Origin of the sequence: Streptomyces sp. URMC 126, from assembly GCF_051386555.1 — a bacterium.
GTDB lineage: Bacteria > Actinomycetota > Actinomycetes > Streptomycetales > Streptomycetaceae > Streptomyces.
Genome location: NZ_JBPQTX010000756.1, coordinates 1 through 296 on the forward strand (window position 1 = coordinate 1; position 296 = coordinate 296).

At 77.7% G+C, this 296-nt stretch carries 1 pseudogene; it reads right to left on the bottom strand.

The annotated features are described in order from the left end of the window. Positions 1–296: pseudogene (locus ACSNOK_RS33775) on the bottom strand (glycosyltransferase WbuB); the annotation flags it as partial.

Below are 296 nucleotides of genomic sequence, written 5' to 3' on the forward strand. Positions count from 1 at the left end.
GCGCGGCGGTGGCGCCCATCAGATCCTGGACGACGGGTACGTACGGCACCCCGTACCGCCGGGCGAGGCGGGCGCCGATCACCCCGCCGGCGAGGCTGGGCAGTTGGGCGACGATCGCATCGGGGCGGCCCATGCGGGGCGGCGCGAGCAGGCCGTGGGCGAGGATGGAGCCCTCGTACAGGGCGCGGCGCAGCGCGCTCTGCCGGGGCGGGACGGTGTGTCTGCGGCGGTGCACCCTGACCCCGGCGCGCACTTCCTCGGTCCGCCAGACGCCGCGGTACTCGGGCGCGGTGCGC